The sequence below is a fragment of the Haliea sp. genome, assembly GCF_040221975.1.
In the GTDB taxonomy this organism is placed as follows: Bacteria; Pseudomonadota; Gammaproteobacteria; order Pseudomonadales; family Halieaceae; genus Haliea.
This window is the reverse complement of record NZ_JAVJWR010000035.1, coordinates 1-7,736: the sequence shown is the minus strand read 5'-3', so window position 1 is coordinate 7,736 and position 7,736 is coordinate 1. Positions and strand designations below refer to the sequence as shown.

Here is a 7,736-nt window from a genome sequence, read left to right as displayed (position 1 = left end):
TTCAGTCCAGCCTTTCAGATAGGCTCGACCCGCAGCATCGCGCCTGACCTCGATCAGGCCCAGGCGATCCCGGTAATGGATCAGGGCTTCCTCGATATCCAGAACCCGGATCTGTACGTGACCGGGACGCATTACACCTTTAATCATGGTCTTCCTTCCTGCGGTGACAGCACCGCTATCTCGAGTTCGCTTCGGGGACAAATACGGCAGGCAAGGACGATGCCCTGCGCCAGCATTTCTTCCGTGACGTGCTTGCCGCTCATTTTTCTTGTTTCATAAATCCCACTCAGGACTCGTATTCGACAGATTCCGCAACCGCCTCCGCGACAGCCAACCGGGATCGGCTCCTGCAGAGAAACTTCGAATGCCATTTGCTGCATCCCTTGGAGCAGATGCTGATCCTCACTGCAACGGAACCGGTGACCACTGCCCTGTACTGTGATCCAGTGCTTCATATCTTTCTGAAAAGCGCACTCTTCTGCACACCGGCTGCACCATCGGCCGCCGTCAGGAATCGTTCCATGTAGATATCACGCTCAAACAAACGGCCCTGCATCAACGCCGTAATCGCCGCGTCTATCATGGGTGGGGGCCCGCAGAGGTAAGCCTTGTGACCTGAGAACAAACCGTCAAAATGCTTGATGGCTGCATCGTGCACGTAGCCCGTGAATCCCTGCCAATTGTCCCCCTCCATCGGTGCATCCAATGCGGGCACATAGGTGAAGTTTTCATGTTCACGGGAGAGTTTCTCGAAAAGCTCGTGGTTATACAGTTCGGCGAGGTTGCGCGCGCCCTGCAACAGGGTAATCCTGCGCTCATCACCCAGTTCCAGAAGATCGAGAATCATGGACTGCGGGCTCGAGAGGCCCGAGCCCCCGGCAATAAAAATCAGATCTTCCGGCGAAGACTTGCGTACAAAAAACTGGCCGTATGGACCCGATATATCCAGCACATCACCGACCTGCAGCTTGTCATGGATATAGCCCGTCCCCTCCCCACCCGGCACACGGCGCACATGAAGCTCAATGACACGATTATCCGAGGGCCTGTTGGCCAGGGAGAACGCGCGCGCACCCTCAATGTCGGGGAAGGACAAGTTGATGTACTGACCGGCCTGAAACTCGATCGGAGCATCCAGTTCGAAGTGAATTCCCTTGATGGTGGGCGACAGGTCCTCTATCAACACTACCGTGCCCTTGAAATCCCGAACAGCGTACCCAATAAAATCGGGGTCCACATCAATGTCCGCTTCTATGACCATATCACTCTGCGGTAACGCGCAGCACGCAAGCACCTTGCCCTCCTCGCGCTCAATATCCATCAGCGCAAAGGGAGATGCATTGCCCAGCTCCACCTCACCCTCGAGAACCTGCACCTTGCAGGTGCCACAGGTTCCGTGACCACATGCAAACGGTAGCCAGACACCCTGACGCAGGCTGGCTTCAAGGATCGTCTGACCTTCATCCACCTCTATCACATCGCCGGTAGGTTCTATCGTGACTTCATAGCTCATATCAGGTACCCGAGCCCTGGATGCCGTTGAGCCCCGGAGTGGCAAAGCGGATGATGGATTTGTGATCGACACCCAACTCAGCCAACGTTTTGTCCGCATCGGGTTCGAAATGCTCGCCATTGAGGTGCCACTGCACCTGATCCCACTCAATTTCCCCGAAGTCTGGATGCAGGCTGAACGCTCCAGGAATGCATTCGTCGAGGAACTTTCCGAATGATGTCTCAGGTGGCAATGCCAGGGCCACGGGAGAACAGAACATCAGATGGTGGTCCCAGCCGATAAAGACCAGTTGATTGCCGTGAAAGTTCTCCACCCGGTCACGGCGCTCGCCCATATAGTCCGGCGTAATCGCTGCTACTGACATGTATGCTGCCTCTCTATAGTTGAATTGGCGGTCTAGAAGAGTTCCCTGCTAGCTCGCTTTCCTGTACTTGTCTTCCGCTGACTGGAGATCGTGCCACTCATTCCACCGCGCCTCGTCGGGCGAACCGTGGTAGTCAAGATTGTCGGCCCCCATATTGAGGCGATAGTATTCCCTGAGTACCGTTTCAACATCGGCACCGCCACAGTTGCCCTGGTAAATTTGATGTACTGGCAACCAGGCTGATACGTATTTTTGCGGCTCGTAGTCGAAAATATCCTTGCAACCATCGGAACAGAAATTGTAACGCTCACCATCAAACACGGACTGCCTGTAGGAGATCAGCGTCGGATCGTCCATTTCAGTAAACGCCATGGGTATCTGGCAGGTCTGGCACAACATCGGCAGCGTGGGATTGTAGAATCGCTCGCCAGCCTGCTCCATTTCGCGCCACTTCTCGAAGCGTGGGCGATAGTACTTGTCAAAGGTATCTGGGTACTTTTCCGACAGCCAGTCCAGTTCCTTCTCTTCCGGAACCCATGTGTGGAACGCTGCGGCGTGCGTATAGTTGTAGAATATCGCCCAGGCCTGATGCGAAATATGCTCCTTTTCCGCGATGGCAGTTGCGGCATAAGAGGGCATTTCAATTCCATAACGCGCCAGATCCTTGAACAGCGCCTCACCGGCCTCCTCGAAATACACTTCCCAGGCTTCCTTCCAGCTCATCACCTTGTTCGGCAACATGTAATCCATCATCATTCCGACCAGAGCCAGCATGCGTGTCCCACGCCAGAACCACTTGTTGATCCAGCGCTGCACAATTGGAACATTGTCCGGATGCTGCTCGAGCAGGAACTTGATGATCTCCAGACCGAGGGTCATGTGCCTCGCTTCATCGGACTGCGCCGAAAACCCGAAGGTGACCGTAGCCATGTCGCCATTGTAGGCGGCGCCAGACATGAACGGCACGAACAGTAGATTGGTGAGCACATACTCGAAGGAAAAGCCGATTGCCACCAGGAACTCGAAGGGACCCGCTGTGCGTGCGTCATCGAAGAAGCTTTTTGGTACCGACAGGTACCACACACGATCATGCATGTGCGGAAAATCCTGGAAACCGTCGAAGTATTTGTTGTAGTGGCTCATGGCATGAATTTGCGTCTGCACATGCCGCAATTCGTCGATAGCCTGCATTTGGCATGCCACCCGCGCACCGACGCCGCCATACTGGCGACCGACATGGGCGAATCCCATGGCTGCCTGAAACTCGCCGGGGGAAATCCCCGTCAGAAAGAGCTTGATTGCATTGATGTATCTGGCATCGGTCACGTTTAACTGACCATTATTTTGCGCAAAGGCATCCAGTATCGCGTAGAGCTTTTTTTCCTTTTCCGCCTGGTACTTCCAGTACGCATCCATGGTCAGGCGAAAAGGATCTTCCCACTTGCTCCAGTCGGTAATTTTGATTCCCTCGTATTCCTCGAAGGGAAAGATTTCCTTGCGATCCCTGTAACTGTACTCCCAGTCCAGATCCCGGGTGAGAAGGCGATACTTTTCCTTGACATTCAGTTTCTGCTTGCTCATTGCAATCTTCTCCTTATTGATTCCAGGTGAGGGACAGCATGTCCTCATCCTCATCGACGTTACCGCCGAGAGTGATCAGATTCACGTGCAGGGCCATTACTTCCCAATCACGCCCCATCTTTTCAGCCACTGTCTCTCGCTTGATCACCAGATATCTCTCGTTCTCGACCCGGATCATCGCTGGCTGATAATTTACCACTGCCTCTGGATTGTCTTCCTCAATCGCCTCTACGATGTAGCGCGATTCCTCGTTATCCTGCAGGGCGATATATACTTTTGACATACCTCAGACTCCCTGTCGTTAGAGCCCGGCTTTCGCCAGACGTGATTCGAGCACAGACACAGAAGCAGCTATCGCCTCGGCGTTAACTGCAATCTCGGCCAAGGGAGCCAGGTCTGTCATCGCCTTTTCTTTCCATTCCTTGACCCAGGTAGATATCAGCTGTCGATTGTGCTCAGACTCGGAAACTGTTGTTTTTAGTGTAGCGTCGACCCACCTGATATTGTCTTTCTGCCACTCCTGCATGAATTCGATGAGAATCGCCAGATCCCCACCACCTTCAGCAGTCACATGCTTGTCAAACTGATTGTAAAAGAGGTCATAAATCAATGCGTCCAGGACCACATCCTGGGCCACGAAAACTTCAAACCAGTCCTTAATGCACAATGTATTCTCAACGTAACGGCGGCAGCCCTGCCATACTGGATCATTCATCCAGAACTCTTTCGCGGCTCCAAGAGAGTCTCCGCTGTTGCCATCAAGTAGCAGGCCGATTCGTGAAAGATATTGGGCTATCCCCAGGCGGTCCATGGCGTTGAACAGGAAACCCTGGATGACAACACTGGCAGTGGAGTATGAACAGGCGAACATGTTGTTCATGTTTGCACCCAATTCTACGTGGCGCAGTGGCAGCAGGCAGCGAATGATTTTCTTCCTGGTATCCTCACTCATCCTTGCCCCGAGATCGCGTCTATCGAAAAACGCATAATTGTTCTCGGTGACCTCCTGAAGCTTGGCGCGCGCCTGGACATAGGTTCCGTAGTAAAACTGGCGTGGATCCTTGTGCACATACCAGTCCTCCATTACAACAGCGGTGCGAGTCTTGTCGTATAGCTCCTTGTCCGGTTGCCATGTGGGCCGGTAATGAAAGTTCTCCTCGGGCGCGATATCGTAGCTCGCCTCCTGGTAACGACTCGCAGGCTTGTCCCCGAAACGGCGCTTGGTGTGCTCGAAGGTATTGCGTATCGGCGCAATGGTTGAGGTTTTAATTTCTATTGTCATGCTGCCACCTGTGCCTGATGAATGGATAGTTTATTGATGCTTGCCGTCCTCGCTGTAACGCCACTTTTCCATGTCGGCGTCAACAGCCTGGGCCTCGCTTTCGGTCATGATCACGACGTTGTTGTGTTCGCAGAAAGCCTCAAAGGCAGCGCAAGGAAGAACAAGCTCCACATATAGAGAGGCATCGCCAATGGCGAAGTCGAATTCGACGAAACGATCGTCTATACAGTTGCGCACTCGCACATAGCGAGTCATTTGATCGAACTGGGTCGGCGGGACGGATGGATTTTCCAAAACGAACTCCGGCTTTGCTTGAATATTTATTGTGCTTCAGCTAAAGCAAGTGCCGTGCCATGGAAAATAAATCTTGTGTTTTTAGCAACTTGGAAAAGGAGGCGATGAAAACAGACTTTCACGCCCCTGAAAACTTGAGCAAATAGTGAAGTGTATATCGGTAAATTTGATCATTTGATGAGATCATGCATCGTTGGCTTTCGGGACTATGCCTGCCTTTTTCAGGCGATAATCTAGCGTCGCCCGCGACAGCCCCAGCAGCCTGGCAGCACGCGACACATTTCCTCCCGACTTTTCCAGCGCACGATTCATCAACGCCTGCTCCCAGCACACAATGTCAAAGCCCTGCTCCAACAATTGGTCAAGGCTCCCGGGCATTATCCCGGTAGACTGTTGCTCCTGCTCCCGGAGATGCGGGAACAGGTGGGCCGCCTCAATACAGCCACCATTACCCGCGAGAATAATTCCTCGTTCAATCATGTTTGCCAATTCACGGATATTGCCCGGCCAGTGATATGCGCGCAGCAGGTCCATTGCCCGGTCAGTTGTACCCAGAACCTGCTTGCCATGTAACGCACTGTACTTTGCAATGAAGTGAGGAATCAGTTCAGCCAGGTCATCAATGCGCTCGCGCAGGGGAGGTACCGTAACGGTAAATACGTTGAGTCGATAGAGCAGGTCAGCACGGAAAGATCCTTTGGAAACGGCTTTCTGCAGGTCATCATTGGTGGCGGCAACCAACCGCACGTCCACCTTCCGGGTCCGCGTATCCCCCAGCCTTTCCAACTCATTCTCCTGCAGCACGCGCAGTAGCGCAGCCTGGGCTTGCGGCGAAAGTTCTCCTACTTCATCTAGAAAAAGCGTACCACCGTTGGCTCGCTCGAAACGCCCCTCCCGCGACCGATCTGCACCCGTGAAAGCACCTTTTTCGACACCGAACAGCTCCGCTTCTATAAGGTCGTTGGGGATAGCCGCGCAATTGACCGCAACAAAAGGTTTGTCCGCACGAGGACTGCACTGGTGCAGGGCCTTGGCAAACATGTCCTTGCCCACGCCGGTCTCTCCAAGGAGGAGAACAGTGACCCGGCTTTCCGCCGCCCTTGCAAGCAGCTCCCTCACCTGAAGAAACTTCGGTGAGCAGCCTACCAGGTCACCAAAATTCTGGTCCGCGGTCAGCGTTTCCCTTAAACAGGTTACCTGTGACTGCAATTCAAACAGCTGGTCGGCTATACGGTCGGGCTGGTAGTACCGCAACAGATCCTCGGCGTCCTCCCACTGCTCCGCGGGACGTCCTTCAATGAGGCAGTGCTGCTCCCCACAACCGGCGCAACTCAGTTCCCGAAAGAGGATCTGGCGACCAACAAACCGCGAGGTGTAGCCACTGGCATAGCCGATCTGGGACCAGCATACCGGTTCATAGCTCTTGCCATATTCGGCAAGGAATACTTCAACTTCGAAAGAGTTCTCCCACTTGAAAATACCGTGAAACTCTCCCGTTAGTTCGTCGAGCTCAAGCTTTACCGGTGAAACCTTGACCTGCCCCGTGATCATGTGCGCCTGCGGACCGACCGAAAATGCATCAAATGCCGACGCATCCGGACGCAACTTGCGTGCTGTGTCAGCATCCTGCTGACCTGCAATATAACCCATTCGTATAAGAAGCCCCTTGGCGCGCTGAACCCCCAGTGAGTCGATCAGCTCTCGCCGTAGCGCCCTCATCTCGCTACTACGAACGAGAATCATGCGCTCTTCATCCATCCATATACGGCCCTCTTCGGATTCCAGCCGAAGCAGCTTGCGGATATCGTCCATGGCAGGGAGTTTGGGCAGTTCTTCGATCATAATTGCGTTCTTTATGTGAATTATCGACGCATGCCCCGGATATATCCGGTACTCAATCCTACACTTTGCCACACCCGTTCACAAAGGAACTACAGGAGCGCAATCTAGTCACGCAGCCAGGGCTCTAACAGGCGCGTGACCTGAGGCATGACAAGGTAGGTCATCAATGTTACCTGCAACACTGCAACCACTAACAGACGCACTGGCATGGGCCATTGGGCAGTGACCGGATCCAGCAGAAGATTCAGCAACAACACCAGCAAGAATACAACGACGATGAGCACTACTGCCATCTTGTGCGGCGAGGGGTGGAGCGCCGGTAGCTCGGGCAAACTGAACCAGAATTCAAGCCCGGTAGTTTTACGAACCTGATCCTCACCTTCGGTAATCCCGGCGAGCCGGTCGAGCCAGGCACGGCGTACTCCTGAATCCTCCCATTCCCGGCAATGCTCATAATTGTCGAAGCGAAAGATCGTTACGTAAATTCTCGAGCCCTTGTTCGGCCTAATTACGTTGACACCCATGTGACCGGGGAACTCGAGCGCGTCTGCGGTGACCCCCCTCACCCAGTCTTCGTAATCAAGCTCACGCCCCGGAACTACCTTGCGCTCCACCGCTACCGTTACCGGGCCACCATTGCCAGTCATGCGCGTTCCTTGTCCCGCGCCATATCCAGCGCCAGGTCCTCGATCATGTCCTCCTGGCCACCCACCGTGCGGCGGCGGCCCAGCTCCACCAGGATGTCGCGCGAGGACAGGCCGTACTTGGCCGCACTGCGCTTGGCAAACAGCAGGAAGCTGGAGTAGACCCCGGCCCAGCCCAGGGTCAGCGAGTCGCGATCCACCCGCACCAGGTGGTCC

At 54.2% G+C, this 7,736-nt stretch carries 9 protein-coding genes and 1 pseudogene; all 10 read right to left on the bottom strand.

What is annotated here, in order from left to right; all coding sequences use genetic code 11:
* Positions 1-143: 143 nt before the first annotated feature.
* Positions 144-455 (bottom strand): 2Fe-2S iron-sulfur cluster-binding protein, encoded by a 312-nt coding sequence (locus RLO07_RS18250; RefSeq protein ID WP_462293577.1) that lies wholly within the window; start codon positions 453-455, stop codon positions 144-146.
* Positions 452-1,513: a 2Fe-2S iron-sulfur cluster-binding protein gene (locus tag RLO07_RS18245; protein ID WP_462293576.1), complete on the bottom strand. Its 1,062-nt coding sequence runs from the start codon at positions 1,511-1,513 to the stop codon at positions 452-454. Before RLO07_RS18245 ends, RLO07_RS18250 begins: the two co-directional genes overlap by 4 nt.
* A 1-nt stretch (position 1,514) precedes the next feature.
* A complete protein-coding gene (locus tag RLO07_RS18240; RefSeq protein WP_462293575.1) occupies positions 1,515-1,877 on the bottom strand; it encodes a phenol hydroxylase subunit P4 in 363 nt (120 codons plus the stop codon).
* 48 nt (positions 1,878-1,925) lie between these two features.
* A complete protein-coding gene (locus RLO07_RS18235; protein WP_462293574.1) occupies positions 1,926-3,458 on the bottom strand; it encodes an aromatic/alkene/methane monooxygenase hydroxylase/oxygenase subunit alpha in 1,533 nt (510 codons plus the stop codon).
* Between the two features lie 13 nt (positions 3,459-3,471).
* Positions 3,472-3,741, bottom strand: coding sequence for an MmoB/DmpM family protein (locus RLO07_RS18230; RefSeq protein ID WP_462293573.1), 270 nt, complete (start codon positions 3,739-3,741; stop codon positions 3,472-3,474).
* A gap of 18 nt (positions 3,742-3,759) precedes the next feature.
* Complete coding sequence (locus tag RLO07_RS18225) at positions 3,760-4,740, bottom strand: aromatic/alkene monooxygenase hydroxylase subunit beta (RefSeq protein ID WP_462293572.1); 981 nt, start codon at positions 4,738-4,740, stop codon at positions 3,760-3,762.
* 30 nt (positions 4,741-4,770) lie between these two features.
* Positions 4,771-5,034 carry a phenol hydroxylase subunit gene (locus RLO07_RS18220; protein ID WP_462293571.1) on the bottom strand — a complete coding sequence of 88 codons (264 nt, stop codon included), beginning with the start codon at positions 5,032-5,034 and terminating at the stop codon, positions 4,771-4,773.
* 183 nt (positions 5,035-5,217) lie between these two features.
* Positions 5,218-6,876 (bottom strand): sigma 54-interacting transcriptional regulator, encoded by a 1,659-nt coding sequence (locus RLO07_RS18215; protein WP_462293570.1) that lies wholly within the window; start codon positions 6,874-6,876, stop codon positions 5,218-5,220.
* 104 nt (positions 6,877-6,980) lie between these two features.
* On the bottom strand, positions 6,981-7,523 hold the full coding sequence (locus tag RLO07_RS18210; protein WP_462293569.1) for an antibiotic biosynthesis monooxygenase: 543 nt from the start codon (positions 7,521-7,523) through the stop codon (positions 6,981-6,983).
* A pseudogene (locus RLO07_RS18205) lies at positions 7,520-7,736 on the bottom strand (4-hydroxy-2-oxovalerate aldolase); the annotation flags it as partial. The gene RLO07_RS18210 and the pseudogene RLO07_RS18205, both read right to left, overlap by 4 nt.